General features: G+C 72.3%; 21 protein-coding genes. 13 read left to right on the top strand and 8 right to left on the bottom strand.

The window, feature by feature from the left end; genetic code table 11:
- The first annotated feature begins 368 nt into the window (after positions 1–368).
- The 7 genes from ABZ374_RS03350 to ABZ374_RS03320 all read left to right on the top strand — a co-directional run bounded on the left by ABZ374_RS03350 (position 369) and on the right by ABZ374_RS03320 (position 6,608).
- Entirely contained in the window at positions 369–1,277 is a 909-nt protein-coding gene (locus ABZ374_RS03350) for a thiamine pyrophosphate-dependent dehydrogenase E1 component subunit alpha (RefSeq protein WP_360305601.1), read from the top strand.
- A complete protein-coding gene (locus ABZ374_RS03345) occupies positions 1,277–2,257 on the top strand; it encodes a transketolase C-terminal domain-containing protein (protein ID WP_360305599.1) in 981 nt (326 codons plus the stop codon). Before ABZ374_RS03350 ends, ABZ374_RS03345 begins: the two co-directional genes overlap by 1 nt.
- On the top strand, positions 2,254–2,553 hold the full coding sequence (locus tag ABZ374_RS03340; protein ID WP_360305597.1) for a lipoyl domain-containing protein: 300 nt from the start codon (positions 2,254–2,256) through the stop codon (positions 2,551–2,553). Before ABZ374_RS03345 ends, ABZ374_RS03340 begins: the two co-directional genes overlap by 4 nt.
- On the top strand, positions 2,550–2,798 hold the full coding sequence (locus ABZ374_RS03335) for a phosphopantetheine-binding protein (RefSeq protein WP_360305595.1): 249 nt from the start codon (positions 2,550–2,552) through the stop codon (positions 2,796–2,798). The genes ABZ374_RS03340 and ABZ374_RS03335 overlap by 4 nt, the downstream gene beginning before the upstream one ends.
- Positions 2,795–3,733, top strand: a complete 939-nt coding sequence (locus ABZ374_RS03330) for a ketoacyl-ACP synthase III (protein ID WP_360305593.1) — start codon at positions 2,795–2,797, stop codon at positions 3,731–3,733. The genes ABZ374_RS03335 and ABZ374_RS03330 overlap by 4 nt, the downstream gene beginning before the upstream one ends.
- A gap of 171 nt (positions 3,734–3,904) precedes the next feature.
- Positions 3,905–5,038, top strand: a complete 1,134-nt coding sequence (locus ABZ374_RS03325) for a zinc-binding alcohol dehydrogenase family protein (protein WP_360305591.1) — start codon at positions 3,905–3,907, stop codon at positions 5,036–5,038.
- Between the two features lie 52 nt (positions 5,039–5,090).
- Positions 5,091–6,608, top strand: a complete 1,518-nt coding sequence (locus tag ABZ374_RS03320) for an FAD-dependent monooxygenase (RefSeq protein WP_360305589.1) — start codon at positions 5,091–5,093, stop codon at positions 6,606–6,608.
- A gap of 229 nt (positions 6,609–6,837) precedes the next feature.
- Here the strand turns inward: ABZ374_RS03320 and ABZ374_RS03315 are convergent, their stop codons facing one another.
- Positions 6,838–8,388, bottom strand: coding sequence for an FAD-dependent oxidoreductase (locus tag ABZ374_RS03315; protein WP_360305935.1), 1,551 nt, complete (start codon positions 8,386–8,388; stop codon positions 6,838–6,840).
- A 108-nt stretch (positions 8,389–8,496) separates the two neighbouring features.
- Between ABZ374_RS03315 and ABZ374_RS03310 the strand changes: the two genes are divergently transcribed.
- A complete protein-coding gene (locus ABZ374_RS03310; RefSeq protein ID WP_360305587.1) occupies positions 8,497–9,147 on the top strand; it encodes a TetR/AcrR family transcriptional regulator in 651 nt (216 codons plus the stop codon).
- Positions 9,148–9,270: 123 nt separating this feature from the next.
- Here ABZ374_RS03310 and ABZ374_RS03305 read toward each other — a convergent pair whose 3' ends face one another.
- Positions 9,271–10,671, bottom strand: coding sequence for a M1 family metallopeptidase (locus ABZ374_RS03305; protein WP_360305585.1), 1,401 nt, complete (start codon positions 10,669–10,671; stop codon positions 9,271–9,273).
- Positions 10,672–11,149: 478 nt separating this feature from the next.
- Here ABZ374_RS03305 and ABZ374_RS03300 point away from each other — a divergent pair, with 478 nt between their 5' ends.
- Entirely contained in the window at positions 11,150–12,247 is a 1,098-nt protein-coding gene (locus ABZ374_RS03300; RefSeq protein ID WP_360305583.1) for a saccharopine dehydrogenase NADP-binding domain-containing protein, read from the top strand.
- Positions 12,248–12,524: 277 nt separating this feature from the next.
- Complete coding sequence (locus ABZ374_RS03295; protein ID WP_360305581.1) at positions 12,525–13,640, top strand: glycerophosphodiester phosphodiesterase; 1,116 nt, start codon at positions 12,525–12,527, stop codon at positions 13,638–13,640.
- A 73-nt stretch (positions 13,641–13,713) separates the two neighbouring features.
- On the opposite strand, the gene ABZ374_RS03290 is transcribed toward ABZ374_RS03295, so the two are convergent.
- Both ABZ374_RS03290 and ABZ374_RS03285 read right to left on the bottom strand, forming a co-directional pair.
- Positions 13,714–15,741 carry a S9 family peptidase gene (locus ABZ374_RS03290; protein WP_360305579.1) on the bottom strand — a complete coding sequence of 676 codons (2,028 nt, stop codon included), beginning with the start codon at positions 15,739–15,741 and terminating at the stop codon, positions 13,714–13,716.
- Positions 15,742–15,863: 122 nt separating this feature from the next.
- A complete protein-coding gene (locus ABZ374_RS03285; RefSeq protein ID WP_360305577.1) occupies positions 15,864–17,162 on the bottom strand; it encodes an FAD-dependent oxidoreductase in 1,299 nt (432 codons plus the stop codon).
- A 299-nt stretch (positions 17,163–17,461) separates the two neighbouring features.
- Here ABZ374_RS03285 and ABZ374_RS03280 point away from each other — a divergent pair, with 299 nt between their 5' ends.
- A complete protein-coding gene (locus tag ABZ374_RS03280) occupies positions 17,462–18,697 on the top strand; it encodes a helix-turn-helix domain-containing protein (protein WP_360305575.1) in 1,236 nt (411 codons plus the stop codon).
- A 115-nt stretch (positions 18,698–18,812) separates the two neighbouring features.
- Complete coding sequence (locus ABZ374_RS03275) at positions 18,813–21,032, top strand: NADP-dependent isocitrate dehydrogenase (RefSeq protein ID WP_360305573.1); 2,220 nt, start codon at positions 18,813–18,815, stop codon at positions 21,030–21,032.
- Between the two features lie 124 nt (positions 21,033–21,156).
- Here ABZ374_RS03275 and ABZ374_RS03270 read toward each other — a convergent pair whose 3' ends face one another.
- Both ABZ374_RS03270 and thpR read right to left on the bottom strand, forming a co-directional pair.
- On the bottom strand, positions 21,157–22,488 hold the full coding sequence (locus ABZ374_RS03270; protein ID WP_360305571.1) for a sulfite oxidase: 1,332 nt from the start codon (positions 22,486–22,488) through the stop codon (positions 21,157–21,159).
- Positions 22,489–22,740: 252 nt separating this feature from the next.
- The gene (gene thpR, locus ABZ374_RS03265; protein WP_360305569.1) at positions 22,741–23,331 is read right to left on the bottom strand and encodes an RNA 2',3'-cyclic phosphodiesterase; all 591 of its coding nucleotides are present in this window, start codon (positions 23,329–23,331) and stop codon (positions 22,741–22,743) included.
- A 437-nt stretch (positions 23,332–23,768) separates the two neighbouring features.
- Between thpR and ABZ374_RS03260 the strand changes: the two genes are divergently transcribed.
- Positions 23,769–24,746: an XRE family transcriptional regulator gene (locus tag ABZ374_RS03260; protein WP_360305567.1), complete on the top strand. Its 978-nt coding sequence runs from the start codon at positions 23,769–23,771 to the stop codon at positions 24,744–24,746.
- A 21-nt stretch (positions 24,747–24,767) separates the two neighbouring features.
- Here ABZ374_RS03260 and ABZ374_RS03255 read toward each other — a convergent pair whose 3' ends face one another.
- The gene (locus ABZ374_RS03255) at positions 24,768–25,223 is read right to left on the bottom strand and encodes a hypothetical protein (protein ID WP_360305565.1); all 456 of its coding nucleotides are present in this window, start codon (positions 25,221–25,223) and stop codon (positions 24,768–24,770) included.
- Positions 25,224–25,370: 147 nt separating this feature from the next.
- The gene (locus tag ABZ374_RS03250; protein WP_360305563.1) at positions 25,371–25,796 is read right to left on the bottom strand and encodes an NTP pyrophosphohydrolase; all 426 of its coding nucleotides are present in this window, start codon (positions 25,794–25,796) and stop codon (positions 25,371–25,373) included.
- Positions 25,797–26,051 lie beyond the last annotated feature (255 nt).

The following is a 26,051-nucleotide window of genomic DNA, read 5'->3' as shown; positions in this document are numbered from 1 at the left end:
GCGACGGCAAATCGTCGGAGTCGCACGCGAGTTCGCCGTTCGGCATCGTCCCGTCGACGGGACAGTCGGCATCTGCGGCCGCCGTCCGAGTGCCGACGCCACACGGTAGGACGCGGCCGCCGAGGTCACCATGGTGGCGGGATCGCCGACCGCCATCGGCCCGGACCTGTACCCCACCGAGTTCTGTGCCACCATGACCGAGCATCGGCCCGGGTCCGGGCCTGCTCGATTTCGGGTCGGGCCGATCTCCTCGCGTCGAGGCGATCGAGAGCGCGTGGTCGATTACCGACCCGCGCGGCGGCGACCGCATTCATGCCACAAAGGCACGGCGACAGATGGCTCATCGACGAACCTGCGACTGGTGATCAATGGTCTTGAAGTCAGATTCCGAATACGAAGCCGTTCCGGACGACACGCGACGGTCGTTGTTGCGCCACATGCTGGTGGCCAGGGGCGTCGACCAGGAGGCCCGTCAGCTCCAGAAGCAGGGCGCGCTCGACCTGTGGTTGTCCTGCCAGGGACAGGAGGCCGCGCAGGTGGGCTCCGCCCTCGCGGTGGGTCCCGCCCCGACCGTCTTTCCCAGTTACCGCGAACACGCGGTCGCCCTGCTCCGCGGCGTGGCACCGGACGAGTTGGTCGCGCAGTGGGCCGGTCGCACCTTCTGCGGCTGGGACCCGCGCAGGTTGCGATTCTTTCCCTACACCCTGGTGCTGGCCGCGCAGACGCTGCACGGCGTCGGCTACTCGATCGGGCAACGGCTCCAGGGGCTGGAGGACTTCGTCGTCGTCTACATCGGCGACGGCGCCACCAGCGAGGGCGACATGTCGGAGGCGATGAACCTCGCCGCCGTCGAGTCGGCGTCCGTGCTGTTCGTCTGCCAGAACAACGGCTGGGCCATCTCCAAACCGACCGACGAGCAGATGCGCACGTCGCTCGCCGAGCGCGCCCGGGGTTTCGGGATCGAGTCCGTCCGGATCCCGGGGCAGGACCCGGAAACCGTCTTCGCGGCCTGCTCCCGGGCCGCCGCCCACATCCGCACCGAGCGGGCGCCCTACCTCGTGGAGATCCGAGTCGCCCGCATCCACGGTCACTCGACCTCCGACCCCCACGAGGTGTACCGCAGCCCCGACGACATCGCGCAGGCCCGGGCCGCGGACCCGGTGAGCGCCTACGCGGCCCGATTGAGCGAACTGGGCCTGGTGGACGGCGGATGGCTCGACGGGGTCGACGCGCAAGTGCGGGAGCTGCGCGAGCGGTTGATGAAGGAGTACGCGTGATGAGCACCGTGCGGTCCGCCAGTCTGGCGGAGTCGATCAACGCGACCCTGGCCGACCTGCTCGAACAGGATCCGCGCCTGCTGCTGCTCGGCGAGGACATCGGGCGGCTGGGCGGCGTGTTCCGGGTGACCCGGGGTCTGCGCGAACGCTTCGGCGCGGACCGGGTCCGGGACTCGCTGCTGGCCGAGTCCACCATCGTCGGCCAGGCCGTCGGCATGGCGATGAGCGGGCTGGTGCCGATCTGCGAGATCCAGTTCGACGGATTCACCTATCCCGCGGTGAACCAGCTCGTCACCCAGGCCGCCCGGATCGGCGACCGGTGGAACGGACAGGTCAGCCCGAGCCTGGTGGTGCGCATCCCCACCGGCGGCGGCGTGCGGGGCGTCGAGCACCACAGCGAATCCAATGAGGCGCTCTTCGCCCGTGTGCCGGGGATCTCGGTGGCCTGCCCCTCCACCGGGGAGGACGCGGACCAGGTCCTGCGGCACGCGGTCACACTCGGTTCGCCCGTGGTGATCTACGAACCGATCCGCCTGTACTGGCGGCGCAACACACCCGCCCGCGACCCGGAACCGGCCGGTTCGCCGACCGCGGCCCGGGTCGTGCGGCGCGGCACCGACCTGACGATCGCCACGTACGGCGCGGTCACCCACGAGGTGCTGGCGGCGGCACACGCGCTCGCTCCCGATGTCGACGTCGAGGTGGTGGACCTGCGCTGGGTGGCCCCGCTCGACCTGGAGACGGTTCTGGAATCCGTCGCCCGCACCGGGCGGCTGCTGATCGTGCACGAGGGGTCGAAGGACGTCGGTATCGGTGCCGAGATCGCCGCCTCGGTGGCCGAGCACGGCTTCGACGTGCTCCGCGGCCCGGTCCGCCGGCTGGCGCCCGAGCGCCGCGCGTATCCCCCGGCGGACTTCGAGAAGACCTATCTGATCGGTGTGCAGGAGATCAAGGACGAGGTGCTGGTGATGACGAAGTGAGCGACTCCTCCGTGGACATGCATGTTCCCGGCTTCGGCCACGGCCTGGGCGAGGCCCTGCTGATCGAGTGGGTCGCCGGCATCGGCGACCGGATCGAGCGGGGGGACGTCGTCGCGGTCGTGGAGACCGACAAGGCCAGCACGGAGATCGTGGCGGAGCGCGGCGGACGGGTCACCGCCCACGCCGCGACGGTCGGCACGATCCTCGGTTCGGGCGAGGTGTTGTACCGGTTGGCGGCGGACCAGGGCGTGTCCGAGGTCCAAGCATCCAGTCACTCGACGGGAGAAGGAACATGAGCGACATCGACAGCCGTATCGCGGAGACCATGCTGGCCAAACTCCGCGAGCGCGACCCGTCGTTGGGTCCCGACGATCTCGGCCGGCCGATCGCCGACCTCGACCTCGACTCGCTCGACCTGGTCGAGTTGCATCAGCAGTTGGAGCGCGAACTCCAGGTCAAGGGCGACCTGAAGGAGACCGCGGGCTACGCCTTCCTGGACGAATTCGGCAGCTACTTCGTGAAGCTGGCGAACGGGGAATGAGCGCGGGCATCGTCGATATCGCGACCGCGAAACCGGGCCGGACGATCGACAACGACCACTTCGCGTCGATCGGCCTCACCGACGCCTGGATCCGGCGCCGCAGCGGCATCGCGTCCCGCTCCTGGTGGCCGGACGAGACTCCCCTGGCGGAGGTCGCGGCGGAGTCCTGCGCCCCGATTGTCGGCCAAATGCCCGACCCCTCCTCGATCGGCGCGCTGATCGTGGTCAGCACCTCGGTGCGACAGCGCGTCCCGGGGATCGCGCAGAAGGTGGCGCAACTCGTCGGGCTGGGGCCCTCGGTGCTGGCCTTCGACATGAACGCGGCCTGCTGCGGCTTCGTCTACGGGCTGGTCACCGGCCTTTCGCTGTGCGACGCCGGATCCGCGCGCTCGGTCCTGGTCTGCTCGGTGGAGGCCATGTCCCGGCTGGTGGACCGCACGGACCGGCAGACGGCGTGCATCTTCGCCGACGGCGCCGCGGCCGTCCTGTTGGAGGACCGCGCGGAGTTCGCGGGCTTTTGCCAGGTCGCCGGCTGCGACGGCACCCAGGAGGGGCTGATGCGGGAGACCGACGAGGGCGGCATCCATCTGGACGGGGCGCAGGTGTTCGACCGCGCGGTGCGTCGCATGTCGGAGTCGGCGCAGTACCTCTGCGACCACGGCCCGGCGCCGACCGTGCTGGTCGGCCACCAGGCGAACGGCCGCATCCTGGAACAGGTCCGCAACTTCACCACCCATCTCGGCGTGCCCTTCGTGAACCGGATCGAGACCTTCGGGAACACCTCGTCCGCCTCGATCCCGCTGGCGTTCGCCGACGAACTGGACTCCGGTTCGCTCCCGACGGCGGGCCGACTCGGGGCCGTGGCCTACGGCGCCGGCGAGGCGTGGGGCGGCGTCTCGGTGGGCTACCGGGTGCCGGCGGCCCCGGCACCCTGAACACACCCCGGAATCCCGGGACTCCGCAAGCCGTGAACTCGAGAACCCGGGACTTCCGGCACTCGGCGCTCGGGAACTCGGGAACTCGGGAACTCGGGAACTCGGGAACGCAGTCGATCACAGGAGGTTGTCATCTACTCGCCAGAAGCCTGGATCCTGCACTCCGGTGCGGTGGCCGGCCCGAACGACGGTGGTCCCGGCGGCGCGCTGCGACGCGATCGCTTCGCCTTCGGCGCGTTGGCGGAGGGTGAGGCGCTGGTGGAGCCGATCCTCGGCTCGTGGGAGGCCAACGTCGACCACGCGCTGGCCCGGTCGCCGATCGACGTGTGCAGCAGCCGGGGCGAGGACGCGGTGGTCCTGGGCAACCTGGGCGTGGTGCGCGTGCTCAAGGTGAACGCGGGCAGCCGGGAGGTCCGGGTCCGCGAGGGCGAGCTGTGCCTGCTCCTGCCGTTCGGCAGGCTGGACCGCTTCGGCTACGCCGAACTCGCCTATGCCTACGACGCCCCCGACACCATCGGCCTGCTGGCCGAGCGCTCGAAGATGGACGTCCGGCTGCTGCTGCCGATTCCGACCGACACCCGGTACTCGCTGCCGCAATGGGCCACCTACGGGCGGTACTTCACCGCCTGGGACAACTGGCGTAAGGCGTACGGGTGTTGGCGGACGCAGGTCCCCGACGACGATCCGGCGAACCACCTGGTGTTCGGTTGGGGCGGCGGCGTGGCCTTCGCCGAGCTGATGCTGGCCAAGCGGGCCGGGTTCCGGGTGGCGATGACGGCGGGCTCGGACGAACGGCTGGCCTTCCTGCGGGAGCACGGCATCACACCGGTGGACCGCCGCCGCTTCCCCGACCTCTCGCTGCCCACCCGGCAACAACGCGCGGACCGGGACCGGCACCGGCGGCGGCGGGAGTCGGTGGAGAACTTCCTGGGTGTCGTCGAGGAACTCGGCGACGGCCATGGGGTGGCGATCTTCGTGGACAACATCGGCGAGCCCCTGTACGACGTCACGCTGGGCGCCCTGGCCCGCGAGGGGGTCGTCACCACGTGCGGCTGGAAGGCGGGCATGCGCCTGTCGCACCTGCGCGGTGCCGAGTGCATCAGTCGGCACATCCACGTCAACACGCACGTGTGGCGGATCCAGGACTCCCCCGTCATCCGGGACTTCCAGGAGGCCGAGGGCTGGATGGCCCCCGAAGGATCCGACGTGATCTACGACTTCGACCGGGTGCCGGAGCTGGCCGACGACTACGCGAACGGCAGGATCGGGTCGTACTTCCCGATGTACCGCGTGAACCCGCTCTGACCGGCCCGGCAGCGGCGAACCTTGGCAGCGCAGTGGAATGAGGGGAAGCGACGTGGGGCACACCGGCTTGGACACGGACGTGGTGATCGCGGGCGCCGGGCCGACCGGCCTGATGCTCGCGTGCGAACTGCGGCTGGCGGGCGTCGACGTGGTGGTGGTCGAACGGCTCGCCCGGCGCACGGGCGAGTCGCGCGCCGGCGGGATGCACGCACGCACCCTGGAGGTGTTGGATCAGCGCGGAGTCCTGGACCGCTTCCTGGCGCTCGGCGAACTCCAGTCGGTGGGCCACTTCTCCGGGATCTGGCTGGACTTCGACGAGTCCGAGTCGCGGCACCCCCGCCCGCTGATGATCCTGCAGTCCACCGTCGAGCGGCTGTTGGAGGAATGGGCCGCGGAGTTGGGCGTCCGGGTGCGCCGGTCGTCCGAGCTGAGCGGGATCCACCAGGACCGGGACGGCGTGACGGTCGAGCTGGGAACGGCGAGGAGTGCCGCCGAGACGCTGCGCGCCCGCTACCTGGTGGGCTGCGACGGCGGGCGCAGCACGGTGCGCAAGCTGTCCGGCATCGACTTCCCCGGCACGCCGGCCACGATGACCGCGATGGTCGGCGACGTCGAACTCCCGGACCTGACCGAGGAGTACATCTGGGCGCGACGCCGTCCCACCGGCGAGTTCTCGGTGATCGCCTTCGAGCCGGGCTGGTACCGGGTGATCACCTCCGAGTACGACCACGTCGCCGACGGCGACGAGCCGGCGACGTTCGAGCAGCTCCGGGACTCGCTGGTCCGGCTCGCGGGCACCGACTACGGCATGCACAGCCCGCGTTGGGTCTCCCGCTTCGGTGATGCCGCCCGGCAGGCCGCCCGCTACCGGGACGGTCGGGTGCTGCTCGCGGGCGACGCGGCGCACATCCACTTCCCGGCCGGCGGGCAGGGGCTGAACGTCGGCGTGCAGGACGCGGTCAACCTCGGCTGGAAGCTCGCCTCGGTGGTGCGCGAGCAGGCCCCGGACAGCCTGCTCGACAGCTACCACGCCGAGCGCCACCCCGTCGCCGAGCGGGTGTTGCACAACACCCGGGCACAGGCGGCCCTGACCCGCCCCGGCCCGCAGACGGACGCGCTGCGCGACGTGTTCGGCTCGCTCATCGTCTTCGACGACGTCAACCGATACCTGTGCGGCATGCTCACCGGACTGGACATCCGGTACCCGATCGAGGGCGACCACCCGTTGACCGGACGCCGGGTCCCGGACGCCGATCTCAAGACGCCCGCCGGCCTGATCGGCGTCCACGAACTGCTGCACGCCGCCCGCCCCGTCCTGCTCGACCTGCGCGGCGGCGCCGAGCCGCCGGCAACCGTCGAGGGCTGGCGCGATCGTGTCGACCTGGTCCGGGCCCGCAGCGAGGACGACCACTGGCCGGTCCCCGGCGGCGGCGACATCCCCGCGCCCGCCGCCCTCCTCATCCGCCCCGACGGCCACGTCGCCTGGGTGGCGCCCACCGACGCCGCCGTCGCTTCCGCCTCCCTCCGCACGGCCCTCACCACCTGGTTCGGCCCACCCGAGCGGGGCTGAGCCATCGCCGCGCCGCACGCGTGCCTACGGCACCCGGGGAGCCTGGGGCCGTCTCCTCCGCCGCGGCGCCCTGCGTGGGTCCGCGCCGCCTCTCGGCCCTGTCCATCCGCTCCCCGTTCCGCCGCCCGCCCGAGACCTTTCGCCTCTAGTAGCCCGCGAGCGGGCCCAAAGGTTGCAGCTCCGGCCGGCTTCTTGGGCGCGGATGCCCGAACGCCCGTCCCGGGAGCGGTCAGGCCGCGGCCGGCGCGCCGAACCAGCGCAGCAGGGCCGCGTCGAGCGGCTCGACCGGGTCGGTGGGCCGGTCGGCGGCCCAGGCGACCACGCCGTCGGGCCGGATCAGCAGGGCCGCCGGCGCGGGAGTCGCCGAGGTCGCGGTGCGGACGGTGACGCGCTGCGGGTAGTCGGCGGCCCGCTTGCGGAAGTCGGGCGTGTCCGCGAGGTCCAGGAGCAGCGCTCGGCCGTCGTGCAGGAGCTCGGCGAGGCGTGTGCCGTCGGCCAGTTCGAGGTCGGGGGCGCGGCGGCCGATCAGCGGATGCTCGCCGGGCAGGTCGTAGCGGTGCAGCACGCCGGCGATGTGTTTGACGAAGTACGTGGTGCCGGTGGTGGTTTCCAGCAGGTCGGCGACCACGGCACGCAGCGCGCGGGCGTGCCGGTCGGGGCGCATCAGCGCGACCTGGGCCCGGCTCCAGTCCAGTACCCAGGCGCCGATCGGGTGCCGCTCGGCGGTGTACGTGTCGAGCAGGCCGTCGGGGGCTCGGCCGGCCACCGTCGCGGCCAACTTCCAGCCCAGGTTCATCGCGTCGCCCAGTCCCAGGTTCAGACCCTGGCCGCCGAACGGCGAGTGCACGTGTGCCGCGTCGCCCGCCAACAACACCCGGCCCATGCGGTACGTACTCGCCTGCCGGGCGTTGTCGGTGAAGCGGGTCGCGCTGTGCACCTTGGTGACGGTCACCCGCACACCGGACACGGCACGCATGCTCGCCTGCAATTCCGCCGCGGTGATCGGTGCTTCGCGATCGGTCGGCGGTCCGTCGAACTCCACGGTGAGGATCCGCCCCGGTATCGGGCCGTTCACGTAGATCCCGGTCCCGGTGGTGGTCCAGCCGGAGCCGAGGCCCTCGGTGTCGGTCATCTCCACGAGCGCCTGGTGGCCGGTGATTTCGCCGGGCGTGCCGGGGAAGTCGAAGCCGGCGAGCTTGCGCACCGTGCTGCGTCCGCCGTCACAGCCGACCAGCCAGCCGGCCCGGATCGAGGTGGCGCCGGCGTGCACCGTGACGCCGTGCTCCTCGGCGACGAAGCCGGTCAGTTCGACACCTCGGCGCAGTTCGACGCCCAGTTGCGCCGCCCGCTCGGCGAGCAGGCGTTCCAGCGCCTCCTGCGCCACCAGGCCCACCTCGCCGGCGGGACCCACGTCGGCGAAGGCCGGATCGGTGGCGTCCAGGCGGTCGGCACTCAGCGGCATCCCGGCGAAGTGCCCGGCGAACTTCGGCGGGACCTTCATCGGCGGCGCGTCCCCGTCCGGGAACAACTGCCGCCGCAGCGCCGCCATTTGATCGAATGCCTCGGCCTGCGCCCGGGCCAGTGCGGGCAACAGACCGCGCCGGTCGAGCGCGACGGCACTGGGTGCGTTGATCGCGCCCGCCTTGATCGTGGTGTCCACCTCGGTCAGCCGTTCCAGCACGACCACCGAAACCCCCGCCTGCCCCAACTCGCAGGCCAACAACAACCCCACGGGTCCACCGCCGACCACGACGACGTCACAGTCCCGGTCCCCGTCCATGCCCATGCCCATGCCCATGTTCGCGCTCCTCTCCGCGCCCACCCGTTCACTCACCGGACGGCTTTCACTATAGTGACTCTAATTTTTTAGTGGCTATAGTGTTTCATCGTGCAGAGTAAAGAGAGCGGCGGAGACCCCGAGCGCCCCGGTTTGCGGCTGCGGAAGAAGTTGGCGACCCGACAGCGGATTTCCGACGTCGCGACCCAACTGTTCGCCACGCGCGGGTTCGACCACGTGACGGTGGCCGAAGTGGCCGAGGCGGCGGGGGTGTCGCCGATGACGGTGTTCAACCACTTCCCGCGCAAGGAGGATCTTTTCCTCGACCGGATCCCCGAGGCCGTGGACCTGTTCGGCACCGCCGTCCGCGAGCGTGCCGGCGACGAGTCGCCACTCGCGGCGCTGCGCCGGATGTTGCTCGACCAGGTCGAGCAGCGCCACCCGTTGTCCGCGATCGGCGACCGGTTCCCCCGGTTCTGGCGGGTCGTGCTGGACTCCCCGGCGCTGCGGGCCCGGGCGCGCGAGGGTCTCGAGGAGTTGGAGGACGCGCTCGCCGCGGAAGTCGCCGCCGGCACCGGCGCGGCACCCGACGATCCGCGGGCACGCCTGTACGCGGCCCTGGTCGTCGCGGCCTACCGCTCCGTCTACGTCACCACGGCCGCGCGGTTGATCGCCGGCGAGTCGGCCGAGGGCATCGTCGGCGACCACCTGGCCCGACTGAACGCCGCCTTCGACGCCCTGGAGCGGGCCCTGGAAGGGTGATCCGCCGGGCCCGACCCGGCCGACCCGGGGACACCCGGTCCGCAACGCCGGGTCGGGGCAACGCAGTCGGCCGCGGCCCGCCGATCGCTCGGCGGGCCGCGGCCGCACGCGGGCCCGACGGTGTCACGGGGTGGCCGGCTTGCCCTGTCCGTACAGCCAGGTGGCGAAGAGGGCGTCCAGGTTCTTCCCGGAGATGCGCTTGCTCAGGGCGATGAACTGGGCGGAGTCGCCGTGGCCGTAGCGGTGGTCGGCGGCCCACGTCCTGAGGATGGCGAAGAAGGCCCGGTCCCCGACGGTCTGGCGCAACTTCTCCAGGACCATCGCACCGCGCTCGTAGGGCGGCTTGGCGAAGAGGTTCCCACCGTCCCCGGGGTCACCGGCCGGGAAGGACCACAAGGAGTCGGTGGCCGGCAGCGCGTAGTCGGCGGCGAACTGCTGAGCCGTGCTGAGCCCGCCGTGCTCGGCGGCCCAGAGCCACTCGGCATACGTGGCGAAGCCCTCGTTCAGCCAGATGTCCTGCCACTTGGTCGGCGTGACCGAGTCGCCGAACCACTGGTGCGCCGTCTCGTGGACGAGCGTTTCGATACTCGGGGCCCGGTCGTAGATCGGCCTGCTCTGCGTCTCCAACGCGTAGCCGATGTCGGGCGCGTCCTCGACGATGGCGCCGGCCGCCTCGAACGGATACCGGCCGAAGAGGCCGCTCTCCCACTCGATCACGGCGGGCAGTTGGTCCAGTACCGGCTTGGCCGCCGCGGCCTGGCTCGGTGCCACGGCGTTGTAGACCGGCAGGCCGCTCCGCGTGACGTACTGCTCGGTCTCGAACCGGCCGATGCTCGCGGTGGACAGATAGGCGGCCATCGGCTTGGACTCGGACCACGAGAAGGTGGTCTTGCCGGCCCGGCTGCGCCGGTCGCGAAGTCGGCCGTTGGACACCGCGGTCCAGCCGTCCGGAACGGTCACCCGCACGTCGTAGGTGGACTTGTCGCTCGGGTGGCTGTTGCTCGGGAACCAGGTCATCGCACCCTGCGGTTCATTGGCCACGAAGACCGAACCGTCCGGCTGGATGATCCACCCGTCCGGAGATCCGTCGGGGTCGGTCACGTGCTCCGGCACACCCGAGTAGGTGACCACGACATGGAACCTGCGGCCCTTGTCCAGCGCGTGCGCCGGCTTGACCGTGAGTTCGGCGCCGTCGCGGCTGAACGCCACCCGCCTGCCGTCGATGCGCACACTGTCCACGGTCAGTCCGGACAGGTCCAGGTTGAACGAGGAGAGCTTGCGCGTCGTCGTGACGGCGAGGTCGGCAGTGCCTTCGAGCCGTCTCGTCGCGGGCGTGTAGTCGAGATCGAGACCGTAGTGGGCGACGTGGTACCCGCCGTTGCCGGACAGCGGGAAGTACGGGTCCCCCGCGCCCGGGGCACCGGGCGTCGCGGCACCTCCGGAGGTGGCGGCGCCGGCCAGCAGGGCGGCGAGTACGGGGGTCGCGACGAGGGCGAGGACGGGGCGGGCGAACTTCGATGCCAAGGCGTGGGCCTCCTGTGTCGTGGCTGAATGCCGAGGTGTCGGCGGATCCGGCGGCGCACACGATCAACGCGTCGCCGGGTCCGCGCACCGAGCCCACACACCCCGGCCGGTGACAGGACCGCGACGCGACACGACAGGACACACGAATCCGACCCGGCGAGGGGTCGGACAGGGAAATACGGATACAGCAGTACAAAGCACGCGAACATCGGCCCGCGCCGGCAATCACTCTACGGTCGAACTCCCGGACGAAGAACCAGCTCCGGGCAATCATCCGGGTGACAGGGGTCGGCCGACGCGCCCTCGGCGAGCAGGCATTCGACCCGGGCCACGAGCCCATCCCCGGCCCTGTCCGAAACTGTTCGACCAATGTCGTTTCAGCCACTGGTGTGGGTCTCGGCGCCACCGGATCATGGACACGTACCCCGCACCGCCCGGCCGCCGCACCGCCCGGGCCTCGTTCCAGAGAGAGAAAACGATGACCGAGAACAGCGCCTCGAACCCGCTCACCGCCGAGACTTCGTCCACCTCCTCGGCTCGCCCGGTCGCCGTCTACGGGGCCTACGGGCACACGGCGCGCTTCGTGGTCGCGGAGTTGCACCGCAGAGGCCGGCCGGTGGTGCTCGTCGGCCGGGACGGGGCCAGGCTCGACGCGTTCGGCGCCGACTACCCGGACGCGCCGCGCCGGGTCGCCGCCGCCGACGATGCCGAGGCGCTGGATCGCGCGTTCGCCGGTGTCGCGGCGGTCGTCAACTGCGCCGGCCCCTTCTCCGAGACCACGCTCCCGGTGGCCGACGCGGCCATCCGCGCCGGAGCGCACTACCTGGACGTGGCCGCCGAACAGGGCGCCACCGCCGCCCTGTTCGACACCCGTTCCGAGCAGGCCGCGCAGCGCGGACTCGTACTCGCCCCGTCGATGGCCTTCTACGGCGGACTGGGCGACCTGCTGGCCACCGTCGCCATCGGCGATTGGCCGAGCGCGGACGAGATCACCATCGCCTTCGGGCTGGACAGTTGGCTGCCGACCGCGGGCACCCGACTCACCGGCGAGACCAACGCGGGACACCATCTCGTCTACACCAAGGGGCGGTTGAGCCCGTTCTCCTACTCGACCGAGATCTCCACGTGGGAGTTCCCGGCGCCGCTCGGGAAGCAGCAGACCAACGAGTTCGCCACGGCCGACCAGGTCACCATCCCGCGGCACCTGGACACTCCGGAGGTGCGCGCGGTGATGAACCTCGCGCCGCTGACCGACATCCGCGACCCCGCCACCCCGGCTCCCTCGCCCGCCGACGACCGCGGTCGGTCCGAGCAGACCTACCTGGTCGAGGCGGTCGTGCGGCGCGGCGACCGGGAACGCCGTGCGGTGGTCGCCGGGCGCGACATCTACGCGGTGACCGCGCCGATCGTGGTGGAGGCCGTCGAGCGCATCCTCGCCGGCACGCACACCGCGACCGGCACGGTCGCGGCCGGCCAGGCGTTCCCCGCCGAGAGCTTCCTGCGCGCGCTCGCCCCGGAACACCTGACCCGCTTCGAGACCTTCACCGAACTCCCGGTGGCGACCACCACCGGCTGACCGGCCGAAGCACCGACCCAAGCACCGACCCGGGCACGTCACGCGCCCGACGACATCGCACCGAGGCCGGATCGAGGACCGCGCGGGGGTCGGCCCCCGGTCCGGCCGCCGGTGTGCCTCCTGTCGACGGGAAGCGCCCCCGGGCGTTTTCCGGAGGTTCATCCATGGGCCACGGGTTCGTCCTGGCGAGCCTTCGGGCGATCCGGGTTGACTCGGCGTGCCCGCACGATTGGTGCTCCGCGCGGCCTCGCCGCGTCCGGACGAACAGGAGATGGCGTTGCGACGTATCCTTCCCGCGCTCGGTGTGGCCGGCGTGCTGCTGGCGACCCTGGTCGCGGTGCCCGCCGCCGCGGCCCAGGACGACACGTCCCGCGCCTCGTCGCGGCCCTCGGCCCACCCGATCGTGATCGGCCACCGCGGTGCCAGCGGATACCGGCCCGAACACACCCTGGAGAGCTACCGCCTGGCGATCCGACTGGGCGCCGACTACATCGAGCCCGACCTGGTCTCGACCAAGGACGGTGTCCTGGTCGCCCGGCACGAGAACGAGATCTCCGGCACCACGGACATCGCCGCGCACCCGGAGTTCGCCGCGCGCAAGACCACCAAGACCATCGACGGGACGCCGGTCACCGGTTGGTTCACCGAGGACCTCACCCTCGCCGAGCTCAAGACGTTGCGGGCCAAGGAGCGGCTGCCCCAGGTGCGGCCCACGAACACCACGTTCGACGGCCGATTCGAGGTGCCCACCTTCCAGGAGGTGCTGGACCTGGCCCGGACCGAGGGCCGCCGGGTCGACCGCCCGATCGGCGTGTATCCGGAGACCAAGCACCCGACCTACTTCCAGTCGATCGGGCTGCCCTTGGAGGAGCCGCTGGTGCAGGCGCTCAGGCACAACCGGCTCTCCGGCCGCAAGGACAAGGTGTTCATCCAGTCCTTCGAGACCGCCAACCTGCGCAAGCTGAACCGGATGATCGACGTCAAGCTCGTGCAGTTGCTCGACGCGTCCGGTCGGCCGTACGACTTCGTGGCGGCCAACGACCCGCGCACGTACCAGGATCTGGTCAAGCCGGAGAACCTGAAGTGGATCGGTGGCTACGCGGACGGCATCGGCACCAACAAGAACCTGATCGTCCCGCGTGACGCCGGCGGCAAACTGCTCGCCCCGACCTCGGTCGTGCGCGACGCGCACCGGGCCGGACTGATCGTGCACGCCTGGACGTTCCGCGCGGAGAACCAGTTCCTCCCGCTGGACTTCCGCCTCGGCGCCGACCCGAACGCGCGCGGCGACATCACGGCCGAGTACGAACTCTTCTACGGCCTCGGCCTGGACGGCGTCTTCGCCGACCAGCCCGACACCGCGGTCGCGGCCCGCGCCGGCCTCCCGGCCTGACGGCCCGCCCACTCGACGCACACCGAAGGGCCCCACCCCGCCGACGGCGGTGTGGGGCCCTTCCCCGTCGTGCTCAGCCGGCCGTCGGCGGTGCCATGTGCTTCTCGAACCAGCCCAGGATGCGGACGCAGTGGTCGATCAGCGCGGGGAACGCACGCACCCCGTGGCCCTCCTGCGGATACACCGCGAGCGCCGACTCCACGCCCGCCTCCACCAGCGCGCGGTGGAACTCCAGGGCCTGCCCGGGCGGGGTGCACCGATCCCGCACGCCGGCCGTCTGGAACGTGGGCGTACGCACCTGCGACACGAAGCGCAGCGGGCTGCGCTCGACGTAGCGACCGGTGTACGAGAGCGGCTCGTCGTTGAGGAAGATCCGGTCGAAGTAGGGGATGTTCGAGGTGTGGTGCTGGGAAATCCAGTCGGTGACCGGGGACATCGGCACCGACGCCGCGAACCGCTGATCCCGGGTGGTCAACCACGCCGACATGAACCCGCCGTACGAACCGCCCATCACGCCGATCCGGTCCGGGTCGGCGATGCCCCGGGCGACCAACGCGTCGATCCCGGACAGGATGTCGTAGGTGTCCGCACCGCCCATGTCGCCGAACACCGCCTCGGCGAAGCGCTGTCCGCGCCCGCTGCTGCCGCGCGGATTGGGATGCAGCACCGCGTACCCGCGATCGACCAGCAGCGGTGTGTACGGGTACATCATCGACCAGCAGTTCCGGTAGCTCCAGACCGGGCCGCCGTGCACGTGGACCACCAGCGGAAACGGTCCGGGGCCCGCCGGCCGACACACGATGCCCTGGATCTCCAGGCCGTCGGGGGCCGTCCAGGTCACCGCCTCGGCGGTACCCGCGATCTCGGTCAGGTGGTCCGCGCCGGGATGGGTCAGGTCGGCGACCGTGCGGATCACGTGGCCGTCCAGGATCGCCAGTTCGGGGTGGCGCCGGTAGCTGTGCCGCACTCCGGCGTGCCCGTGCGCGGAGAAGGAGAGTTCGGGATACCGGGCACCGAAGGTCTCGTCGCTGCGCCACAGTTCGGTGGCCCTGTCCGTATCCCGACGGTACTCCCCGACCACCGTGTGCAATCCGTGCAGTCCGGCCCAGCCGAGCCGGTCCTCGTCGATCCAGCCGATCGTGGTGACGTCGACGCCGTTCGTGTCCACCCGCACCGCGTCGTCGTCCGGGGTCTGCCGCGCCGACAGGAGCAGTACGTCCCCGGCCTCCAGCAGGCGATCGGAGCACAGCGCCTCCACCACCGCCACCGTGCGGCCCGAGGGCGACGCGGACACCGGGCCGAACTGCCGGTCGCTGGTGCGCAGTACGGTCTCCGCGCCGTCGGCCAGTGTGATCCGGCGCAGGTCCGCGACGTACCAGGACTCCTCGCCGGGCGCGGCCCCGGCCACGCAGATCAGCGCGTCCGGGCCCGCCCAGCACGAGTTCCATACGTTGGTCCCGGGCCTGCTCACCTGGCGTACCGCGAACTCGCCTGATTCGTCGGGTCGTTCGGCGACCCAGGCGGAACGCCACCCGTCCTCGGCCAGGTCGGTGAACACCTCGGGCGCCCACGCCGGCGCCTCGTCCGCCGTCCCGGTGACGGTGCCCGAACCCTGACCACCGGACAGATCGGCGCCGTACGCGGCGACGCCCAGGAGCAGGCGGGTGCCGTCCGGCGACCAACTCAGGTACTCCACCATGCCGGGCACCCGGGCCCGGCCGATCCGCGCGCCGGTGGCCGGGTCCAGCACCTCGACCTGGAAGTCGCCGGTGCGTTCGGCGTCGGACAGGTAGGCGAGCCGGGTCCCGTCCGGGGAGAATCGGGGCAGGCGCTGGTTGCCGGCGCCCTCGGTCAGGATCCGGACCCGACCCGCCTCGGCCAGACAGACGCGGGTGGTGCCGGTGCCGACGAGTTCGGTGAAGATGGTGCCGGTGCAGGCCACCGCCGCGCCGTCCGGGCGGATGTGCGGGTCGGCGGCGCTGCCGACCGCGCCGAACGCGGGTTCGTACACCTTCCGGAAGTGCTCTTCGACGGCGGCGAAACGGTCGGCGGCGGACGGCCGGCGAGCGTCGTCGGCGGTGGCGAAGTGGTCGGGTATCAAAGGGATCTCCCATTCTTCGAGGTCACGGAGCCCACGACCGGAACCCGGCGCCGAGCGGGGCGGCGGTGCGGGCGGGCGGGGAGCGGTGCGGGCGGCGGCGCGGCCGGGCCCGGGCCGGGTGTTCAGCCGAAGACCGTCCCGGAGTTGGCCGCGTTCACGCTGCGCCGCCGGGAGAAGGCGCCCAGGTCGATCGCCTCGCCGGTGTGCGGGCCGACGAAGCACACCGGATCCGCGTCGTGGTCGACCCCGCTCTCCACCCGGTCGATCAGCGTGGCCATCACCTGGCCCACCAGCGGGGCGTTCTTGAACTGGTTGCCGCTCGTGCCCATCGCCACGTAGAAGCCGTCGAGTTCGGTCCGATCGTAGATCGGCGTCCAGTCGTCGGCGACGTCGTACACCCCCACGATGCCGCGCGGCCGGTTCGGCACCGCGAGCCCGGTCAGCCGCCGGGCCGCCCGGGTCACCAGGGCCTCGAAGACCTCCGGCGTCGGGTTGGGGTTGGCGGCGTCGGGGTCGTCGAGCCATTCCAATGGGTCGCATTCCGGCTCGGTGCCGCTGACGAGCATGCCGTCACCGACCTCCCCGCGCAGATACACGCCCAGGTCCAGGTCCGCCAGGGTGACCCCGGCCGCCCCGGTCGGGTTGTAGCCGGCCGGCGCCCTCAGGTGCGCCACCTCCTGCCGCATCGGCCGCACCCCGATCGTGAAGTCGGCGCCCACTCCGGCGAGTTCGTTCACCCGGCCGGACCACGGACCGGCCGCGTTGACCACGGTCGGGCAGGCCACCTCGGTGCCGTCGTCCAGGGTCACCGAGCGCACCCGACCGCCCGTCGACCCGACCGCGACGACGGTGCGCCGGAACCGGAATTCGGCGCCGTGCCGCTGCGCCGCCGCGGCCAGGTTCTGCGCCGCCAGTTGCGGATCGCTGACATAGCCCGCGTCCGGCGTGAACACCGCGCCGAGCGTGCCGGTCGGTTCCGCCCAGAAGCGCTCGTCGTCCAGGCGTCGGGGCGGCCAGAACCGTCCGGTGTCCAGGCCCGGGATCCTGGCCGCGAGCGTCGCGGCGTCCCATTCCTGGTAGGGCACGCCCACCGCGTCGAACAATGGGAGGTAGGTCTCGCGCGGCACCGCGTCCACGTCCAGCAGGGCCAGGCCGTTGCGTTCGAAGCGGGCCAGGTCGCCGACGTCGCAGCCCAGGTGGTCGCCCCACGCCTGCCAGCAGAACCGGGCCTCCCACGAGGCCGCCACGCCGGCGTGGGTGGAGAAGTTGAAGCGCACCACCGCGCTGGAGGCGCTGGTCGAACCCAGGCCGACACCGCCGGCCTTGTCCACCACGAGCACCCGCCGGCCCGCGCGGGCCAGTTCGAGTGCGATCGCGGAGCCGATCACGCCGGCTCCGATCACCACGACATCCGTGTTCATTCGGGTTTCCTCCCTGGCGATGCCGCACGCGCCGAACGGGAGCCCCGGTGCCGGGACACCGCCTGCTCCACACGTCCAGTCTGACCGGCGGCCCACCGCCCGGGCAGCCGACCGCGGTCGCGGATCGCGGCACGCCGACGCGACGATCGTCGCGTCGTCCACCGCTCCTGGCCCGGCGCCCCGTCGCACGCGGCCGTACGCTGGCCGCACCCCGAGCCCGGTTCGGCGGGTCTCGGATCGGCGCGGGTGCCCGGAGCGGCGGGTGCCCGAAGCGGCGTGGCGCGTACGGAGGTCGACCGATGGGTGACGAGGATCTGCAATCCCTGGTCGACGAGCTCTCCGAGCGCCTGCAACGGTCGGTGGCGATCGACGACGTGGGCCTCCGGTTGTTGGCGGCCAGCCGGCACTTCGGCGACGAGGACGCGGTCCGGGTGGCCTCGGTGCTCAATCGCGGGGTGCGGCCGGAGATCGCCGATCGGGTGTTGGGCCAGGGGATCGCCGGGTGGACCCGGCCGGGTCGGGTGCGGATCGACGTCGCGGGCTGCCGTCCGCGCTGGTGTGTCCCGATCCGCTGCGACGGGCTGCTGCTGGGCTATCTGTGGCTGATCGACGACGCGTCGGCGGCGACCGAGGCGCAACTCGCGTCGGCCGAGGCGGCGGCCGGGCGAGCGGGCATCGTGTTGTATCGGCGGCTGCTGTTGCACGAGCGGGTCAAGGCCCGGCACGAGGCGATCCTGCGCGAGTTGGTCGGATCCGATCCGGCCGGTCGGCTCCAGGCCGCCGCGGACCTGCGGGCCGAGCAGGTGTTCGCCGCCGAGGCCGGTCCGTTCCGGGTGGTCGCGGCGCAGTGCGTCGACGAGCCCGGCGCGGCGGCCGGCGCGCACGAGGTCGCGCTGGAGGCGGCGGTCGAGGAGGGGCTGCGCGCGCTTCCGGAGCAGGGCCGGCTGATGGTCGCCCAGCGCTCGCGGGCCTGGATCCTGCTGGGGCCGCCGGCCACCGCGGCGGCGGAGCTGCCGGACGTCCTGGGTGGGCGGATCATCGCCCGGTTCACGGATCTGACGCGCGGCGCCGGGCGGGTGGTGGTCGGCGTCGGCGCGCCGGTGGATCGCCTCGACCGGGTGCCGGATTCGTACCGGCAGGCGCTGCTGGCCGTGCGTGCGGCGCTGCTGGTGCCCGGCCTGGGCGACCTCGCCCGCAGTGGTGAGCTGGGTCCCTACGAGTTGCTCCTGCGACTGCCGGCGGCGGAGTTGCGCGCGGCGGCGCGGGTGCCGGCCCTGGTCGCGCTGGAGCGTGCGGACGCTCACGGAGTGCTGCTGTCGACGCTGGCCGCGTTCCTCGACCACGCCGGCGACGTTCGGCGCACCGCCGCGTTGTTGTGCGTGCACCGGGCCACCCTGTACCACCGCCTGCGGCGGATCGAGGCGCTCACCGGCTGCCGGCTCGACCGCGGCGACGACCGGCTGACCCTGCACCTGGGCCTCAAACTCCGCGACCTGGCCGGCCCGGAGCGGCCGGACGCGACACCACCGGGGTGATCCGGGAACGGCGCGCCGTGCCGGGGCCCGCCGCGCCGGGGCCGCGACGCGCGGGGATCCGCCCGCAAGATATCTTGATGTCGAGCAATGTTGCGGACATGGAGCGGAGCATCCTGTGACTGACCCGACCATCATCTATACGCACACCGACGAGGCCCCGGCCCTGGCGACGTATTCGTTCCTGCCCGTGGTCCAGGCGTACGCGGCGACGGCCGGGGTCAAGGTGGAGACCCGTGACATCTCCCTGGCCGGGCGGATCATCGCGCACTTCCCGGAGCACCTGAAGGCGGACCAGCGCATCGAGGACGCGCTCGCCGAGCTCGGTGAACTGGCCAAGACGCCCGAGGCCAACATCATCAAGCTGCCGAACATCTCGGCCTCGATCCCGCAGCTCAAGGCGGCCATCGCCGAGCTCCAGGAGCAGGGCTTCGCGCTGCCGGACTACCCGGACGACCCGAAGACCGACGAGGACAAGGACGTCCGGGCGCGCTACGGCAAGACCCTGGGCAGCGCGGTCAACCCGGTGCTGCGCGAGGGCAACTCGGACCGCCGCGCCCCCGCGTCGGTGAAGAACTACGTCCGGGCGCACCCGCACCGCATGGGCACCTGGACCGCCGACTCGAAGACCAACGTCGCGCACATGAGCGCCGACGACTTCCGCTCCACCGAGAAGTCCGCGGTGATCGCCGAGCCCGGCTCGCTGCGCATCGAGCTGGTGGGCGACGACGGCAGCACCACCGTGCTGCGCGAATCGGTACCCGTGCTCGCGGGCGAGGTCGTGGACGCCTCGGTGATGCGCGCGGCGCCGCTGCGCGAGTTCCTGGCCGCGCAGGTGGCCCGGGCCAAGGACGAGAACGTCCTGCTGTCGGTGCACCTGAAGGCCACCATGATGAAGGTCTCCGACCCGATCATCTTCGGCCACGCGGTTCGGGCCTTCTTCCCGCAGACCTTCGCCGAGCACGGCAAGGCGCTCGCGGCGGCCGGCCTGAGCCCCAACGACGGTCTCGGCGCGATCCTCAAGGGCCTGGAGTCGCTGCCCGAGGGCGCCGCGATCAAGGCGTCCTTCGACGCCGAGCTGGCCGCCGGGCCGGCGCTGGCGATGGTCGACTCCGACCGGGGCATCACCAACCTGCACGTGCCCAGCGACGTGATCGTGGACGCCTCGATGCCGGCCATGATCCGTACCTCCGGTCACATGTGGGGTCCGGACGGCAAGGAGGCCGACACCCTGGCCGTGCTGCCGGACAGCAGCTACGCGGGCGTCTACCAGGTCGTCATCGACGACTGCCGGGCCAACGGCGCGTACGACCCGGCCACGATGGGCTCGGTGCCCAACGTCGGTCTGATGGCGCAGAAGGCCGAGGAGTACGGCAGCCACGACAAGACCTTCGAGATCGCGACCACCGGCACCGTGCGGGTCGTCGACGCCGCCGGCACCGCGGTGCTGGAGCAGGTCGTCGGCGCGGGTGACATCTTCCGGATGTGCCAGACCAAGGACCTGCCGATCAAGGACTGGGTCAAGCTGGCCGTCAGCCGCGCCCGCGCGACCGGCAGCCCGGCGGTGTTCTGGCTGGACGAGGGCCGCGCGCACGACGCGAACCTGATCGCGAAGGTCGCGGAGTACCTCCCCGAGCACGACACCGAGGGCCTGACCATCGAGATCATGTCGCCGGAGAAGGCCACCGCGTTCTCGCTGGAGCGCATCCGCCGCGGCGAGGACACCATCTCGGTGACCGGCAACGTGCTGCGCGACTACCTCACCGACCTGTTCCCGATCCTGGAGCTGGGCACGAGCGCGAAGATGCTCTCGGTCGTCCCGCTGATGGACGGCGGCGGCCTGTTCGAGACCGGCGCCGGCGGCTCGGCGCCCAAGCACGTGCAGCAGTTGGTCAAGGAGAACTACCTGCGCTGGGACAGCCTGGGCGAGTTCCTCGCGCTCGCGGTCAGCTTCGAGCACCTCGCGCAGTCCGTGGGCAACGCCCGCGCCCAGGTGCTGGCCGACACGCTCGACCGGGCCACCGGCACCTTCCTGGACAACGACAAGTCGCCCAGCCGTCGGCTCGGGGGCATCGACAACCGGGGCAGCCACTTCTACCTGGCGCTGTACTGGGCCCAGGAGCTGGCCGCGCAGACCAAGGACGCGGCGCTCGCCGAGGCGTTCGCGGGCCTGGCCCGGACGTTGTCCGAGCAGGAGGAGACGATCGTCGCCGAACTGATCGCGGTCCAGGGCTCGCCCGCCGACATCGGCGGCTACTACCGTCCCGACCCGGCCAAGGCGTCGGCCGTGATGCGCCCGTCGGCCACCTTCAACGAGGCCGTGGCCTCGCTGGCCTGATCGACCCCGCCGAACCGCCCCCGCCGGCAACACGCCCGGCGGGGGCGGTTCGTCGTCTTCCGGGTGCGGCGGCGGCCCGGTCCTTCGGCGGTGCGGTGCGGTGTCGGGGCGGCCGGCTCGGTGCTCAGCCCACCGTCACCGGATGGCGCACGACGGCGTCGAAGAAGTAGCCCTGGGTGTTGAAGGTGGACCGATCCGGCTGGGTACGGCCCGCGGTGTCGCTCGCCCGGGCGAGCAGGTGGGTCGAACCGGCCTCGGCGGGCCGCCAGTCCAGGCTCCAGCGCACCCAACCGTCGCGCCGCGGCTCGTCCCACAGCCGCGCCCGCCGCCAACTCGCGCCGCCGTCGGTGCTGACCTCCACCCGGCGCACGCCGCCCGCGCCGGACCAGGACCGGCCGTGCAGCCGGTGCGTGCGACCCGGCGCGAAGCGGGCGTCGACGGGCAGTTCGAACGCGCTCTTGAGGGTCTGTCGGGTCAGCGGCGCGCTGCCGCCCTCGGGATGGGCGGGCCCGAACAGGCGGTAGAAGTCGGTGTTCCACGGCGAGTACAGCGGCTGCGCGGCGACCTCGATGTCCCCGACCCACTTGATCGAGGAGATGCCCACCCACGAGGGCACCACCACCCGTACCGGCGCGCCGTGATCCGCGGCGAGCGGCTCGCCGTTCATCTCGTACGCGAGCAGCACGTCGTCGAGCGCCTTGGCCACCGGCAACGGTCGACGCACCCGGCCCAGGTTGACGCCGCCGGTCACGTACTCGTCGTCCAGCCCTCGTGGCAACACGTCCACCGCTTCCCGGCGCAGCCCCGCGCGGCGCAGCACGTCCGACAGGCGCGCACCGCGCCAGCGGGCCACGCCGATCGCGCCGAGCGTCCAGGCGGTGCCGGCCGCCGGTTCGCCCTGTTGGGAGGCGTAGAAGCTGCGGCCGTTGCCGGCGCACTCGATCGCGGCCGAGTGGGTGTGCGCGGGCAGCCGACGCAGGTCGGCCAGGTCGAGCTCGATCGCGCCGGCGTAGTCGGTGGATCCGCGCAGTCCGCTCCCCCACAGGCGCAACCGCCAGTCCTGGGTGGGTAGTTGCGGGGTGGCGGTGTGGTTGCGCACGAAGAATCGATCGACCGGGGTGTGGTAGCCGGTGTCGCGCAGTGCGGGGAAGTTGGTCTCGGCGTTGGTGCCGCGGATGGTGAACAGCTCGGGTGGCAGCGGCTTGCGGATGCCCGGGGCGGCGCCGGCGGTCGGGGTGTTGCCTGCCGGGGTGTTGCCGGTCGGGGCCGCGGCCGCGGGTGTGGTGTCGGTCCGGTCGGTCGCGTACGCGGTGCCCGCGGGTAGTGCGGTGAGTACGCCGGCCGTGCCGAGCAGCTTGAACAGGTCGCGTCTGAGCACTCCGTCCGCGCGGGCGGATCCGCCCAACCACTGCCGCAACCGGTGGCGGTCGTAGGCGACTTCACTGATCGGTGTCATCGGGACTTCCTCTGCTCAGGAAACGTCGGGGAGGCGCGCGCGGGCGAACCGGCGCGGCGATGCATCGACTGCGAGGAGAAGTACGGATCAACAACAGCGACGGCGCGGCACATCGAGGCGCGAGGGCGCGCTCGGGTCGGTGCGGCGGTGGCCGAGGATCACAGCGCGATCGTAGAGGACCCGACCGGCCGCCGTCGACGGGCGCGCCGACGGGTGCCTCGGGGGTGGGTGGGAGCGTCGGGACCTCGGGCCTCAGCGGCCGGTCAGCGGCCAGGCGTCCACGTCGCGGTAGTGGATCGGGCCGGGGCCGCGGCCGAAGTTGCTGCCGACCAGGTGCAGTCGCCGGGCCGACCAGCGGCTGCCGACGAAATCGGCCAGCTCGCGGGCGGCGGCCGAGATGCCGTCGGGGTTGTCCCGGCGGGCCCGGGCCAGGGTCAGGTGGGCACGCAGCGGTCGGTCCTCCAGGGCGACGCCGGCCGCCCGCACCACGCCGCGGACCGCGTCGGCCAGCGTGTGCAGTGCGGGCAATTCCCCGTGCACGCCACTCCACAACACCCGCTCGTCGAACTGCCCGGCGCCGCGCAGTTCGAGGTCGACCGGCGGGGTGGAGGCGGCGACCTCGGCCAGTGGTGCGCGCAGGGCCTCGACCACGTCGACCGGCACCTCGCCGAGGAAGGCCAGCGTGATGTGCCAGTCCTCGATCCGGTTCCAGCGCAGCCGGGGATGCGCGTGGTGGATCGGGCGCAGCACCCGGGCCAGTTCGTCCTTGGCGTCGTCCGGCGGGGCGAGCGCCACGAACAGGCGTACGGTCCGGGGCGCGGTCGGGGATTCGTCGTCGGTCACAGGTGATGTCGTACCGCATCGTCACCGGCCGGCGCGCGCGCCGGCCCACCGGGCGCCCGGGCCGGGCCGCCCCGACCGGTCGGCCCGCCACCCCCGATGAGCACCCTCGCGCGGCGGGCCGAACCGTCGGACGATCCCGACACTGGGGGATCGACGCGGCCGCTGCCAAGCCGATCGGGCCGTCCCGGACAACACGCGGCCGTCCCGGCTGGTCACGGCGTCGACCGGCCCGTGTCCCGGACCGTTCGGGACGGGTGTGCGCACCGATCACCGATCGGCGGGCTCGGTTCGGCCGGGAGCGGGCGTGCCGGGCGGGCGACGGGATTCCGGTCCTATTTATCGTTTTTCTGGGACTCCCCGACCCGCCGAACTGCCGGCACCATGGGTGCCGCATCCGCTACCGCGCGTACGTTTTCGCGTGACCGAACGGGAGTCTTGTGACCCGACGTGACGACTCTGCTCCGCGGCCGGACACCGCCACCACCGCCGCGGAGTACGTCGCCGCGTTACGGGAGTTACGCGAGTGGTCGGCGCTGACGTACCGTCAACTGGCGGCCAAGGCCGAGGCGTCCGGGCATGTGTTGCCGGCCAGCACCGTGGCCGCCGCGCTCGGCCGCAGCACGCTGCCCCGGGCCGATCTGGTCGAGGCGCTGGTGTTCGCCTGCGGCTTGGACACCGATGCCGCCGCCCGCTGGTTGACGATCCGCGAGGATCTCGCGGCGGGGCGGGTGAGCGAACGGCCCGCGCCCGAACCCGCCGAGGTGCCCGACACCGCGCCTGCCCCACCACCGGGGCGTCGGCGTCGGCCGGGGACGATGGCGATCGCCATCGGCATGGCCTGCCTGCTGATCGCGATCGGCGTGATCCTCGCCGTGCGATACGGCACGGACGACGGCGACGGCGACGACTCCGCCGCTTTCCCCAGCCGACCCCGTGACGGCTTCTACCTGATCAAGCCCACCCATATCGCCGACGGGTCGTTGTGTCTGGGTGAGGGCAGAGAACGCAACCTTCGCACCGACCGCCCGATCGCGGTCCAGCGCTCGTGCGAGGGCGTGGTCCCGGACACCTACCTGGTCGCCGTGGCGCCGGACGTCTACCTGATCAAGTGGCGCCATCCGGTGGAGGGCGTCGGCTGCCTGCGGGTGGACGAGGCGATCCTGGTGCCCGGTGCGCTGCTCAGTCCCGGCGACTGCACCGGCGCCGCCAACGAACGTTTCCTGATCGAACCGGTGGATCCGGGCGTCTTCCGGCTCCGCCCGGTACACAGCGGCCTGTGTATCGGCATCCTCGGCGGCCCCGCCGAGGTCACCCCGAAGGCGGAGGCGGCCCAGGCGATCTGCTCGGGGGCCGCCGACCAACGTTTTCGACTGCAGACGGTCAAGGGCAAGAAGCCGCTTCCCGCCGGGCAGTGAGCCGCGTCCTCGGTGCCGGGTTCAGGCCCGGAGGGTCGGGTGGTCGACGCCCTCGAAGGGCTTGATCCGCACGATCGGCTCCTGGCCGCCGCGCTGCGGCACGGTCTGCGTGGTGCCCCAGGGTCGGTCCGGGAGGGTCACCGTGAAGGAGTAGCTGTTCGCGCAGCCGGTGCAGTCGTACCGGTCCTGCCAGACCTCGACGTCGGTGTCGCTGCCGGGGATCCGGGCGGCGTGCCGGTAGGTCGCGCGGCAGCGGGTGCAGCGCTCGCCGGGGGCACAGGTGCCGCCGCACGGGCAGGGCAGGTCGAGGCTCTCGGCGGGCTCCCAGTAGCGGGTGGCCAGCGCCTCGGCGGTCCGGACGTCGGGGGCCTTGGACCCGCGCGGGACGGTCATCCGGCGTGCCGCGACGACGTACGACTCGCCGGCGGCGGCCATCCGGCCTCGGATCACGCCCTTGCGGACTCGGTTGGTGGTCATGCTTCCTCCGGCGATTGCCCACGGGGCGGGGTGTCGAGTACGGCCGGCGGCGCGGACGGGACCTCGGATCGTCGGCCCCGCGTGGGCGGGCCGCCGCCCCTCACGATATCCGCCCTCCGACGCGGAACCCGAATCCCGGCCGCCCGATCACCCGGGGCGCACCGCTCGGGGACCGGTCACCTCGGCGGCCAGGGCGCGCACGCGATCCCGCAGGCCGCGATCGGCGGTCACCACGAGGCAGTGCCGCGCGGGCGCGCTCGCGTGCTCGGCCGCGACCAGTTCGACCATGCGGTCGTCGCCGCTGCCCGCGGCCCGGACGACCCGGATGCCCGGCACCTCGGCGACGCCGCCGGCGGCGCCCTCGACCACCAGCACGATGTCCAGCGGCCCCCGCCGCGCCCACGCGGGCACGGCGCTCCCGCCCTCCGGCAGCCCCGCCGCGGCCATCGACGCCAACGCGTCCCGCAACCGCTCGGTGGCGCCCCGCCGATCCTTCCACCACCCGTCGGGCACCGAGCCCACCACGTTCGCCGCATCGACCACCACGAGAGGCACATCCGCGTCACCGACCATCCCCCCATCCTCCCCGCCGAAGCAGGAAGCACACACAGAGGAGTAGTGGCCGAGAGGCCCGAGCGGGCCGCCCCGATGCCGTTGAAACCGAAGCCCGAGGCAACGGGTGGGTACGCCTCCCAGCCGCAAGGCAACCGCAGCCATGACCGCGAGGCCGAATGCAATGGAACGGCACCCGGCCGCCGCGGGGGGCGGTGGCCGGGTGCCGGGTCAGGGGTCGGAGCGACGTACAGGGGAGCCCGGGTGTCCGGGTGC

Origin of the sequence: Embleya sp. NPDC005971, assembly GCF_040629175.1 — a bacterium.
Taxonomy (GTDB): Bacteria; Actinomycetota; Actinomycetes; order Streptomycetales; family Streptomycetaceae; genus Embleya.
This window is presented reverse-complemented; position numbering and strand designations above follow the sequence as displayed.